Genomic DNA, 603 nt, shown 5'->3' with positions numbered 1-603 from the left:
CGTTTAGTGAACGGTAATTCGGGATTTAACAACAAGCCATCTTACCAAAAAGCTTATGGTGATCCCGGAAATGGAGATTTTGTTGACACCCATATCTATGTTGGCCCCAAGGGTGCCTCAGAACCGGATTCGAAACGGGCAGCTTCCCTTGGAGAGTTTGGTGGCGTAGGCTTATTTGTCCGCGGTCACATGTGGCCTGTCGAAAACAATGCCTATGCCTACGAACCCACTATAGAGGCACTCACAGACCGTTATATATTCCTAATGGATAATGTCGAACAATTGCTCCGATACAAAGGACTGAGTGTTGCTATTTATACGCAAACTACCGATGTGGAACATGAAGTCAATGGTCTATTGACTTACGACCGTAAAATACAAAAAATGGTTCTTGAAAGAATAAAAGCCGTCAACCAAGCCGTGATTAAAGCTGGAAATGAATTGAATTAGCGAATACAGATGTTCGCTATTTCGCTCTCAAAGAATTTTCAAACGATTCAACTGAAACAGCTGTTCTTTTTGCAGAAGTGTTTAATAACAGATCAAGGTGTAACACTATTATGGCAAAATATTCAGAAAAAGCATCTGAGAAAGTTGAAAAGA

1 protein-coding gene is annotated in these 603 nt (G+C 40.8%); it reads left to right on the top strand.

Features of this window, described 5'->3' with window-relative positions; genetic code table 11:
* On the top strand, window positions 1–450 hold a 450-nt coding region (locus tag LE190_RS22210; RefSeq protein ID WP_225240599.1), incomplete at its 5' end, for a hypothetical protein.
* Window positions 451–603 lie beyond the last annotated feature (153 nt).

It is taken from the genome of Massilia hydrophila, from assembly GCF_020208145.1.
GTDB lineage: Bacteria > Pseudomonadota > Gammaproteobacteria > Burkholderiales > Burkholderiaceae_D > Telluria > Telluria hydrophila.
Note: the sequence above shows the minus strand (reverse complement) of the source record. Positions and strands in the feature narration are given on the sequence as shown.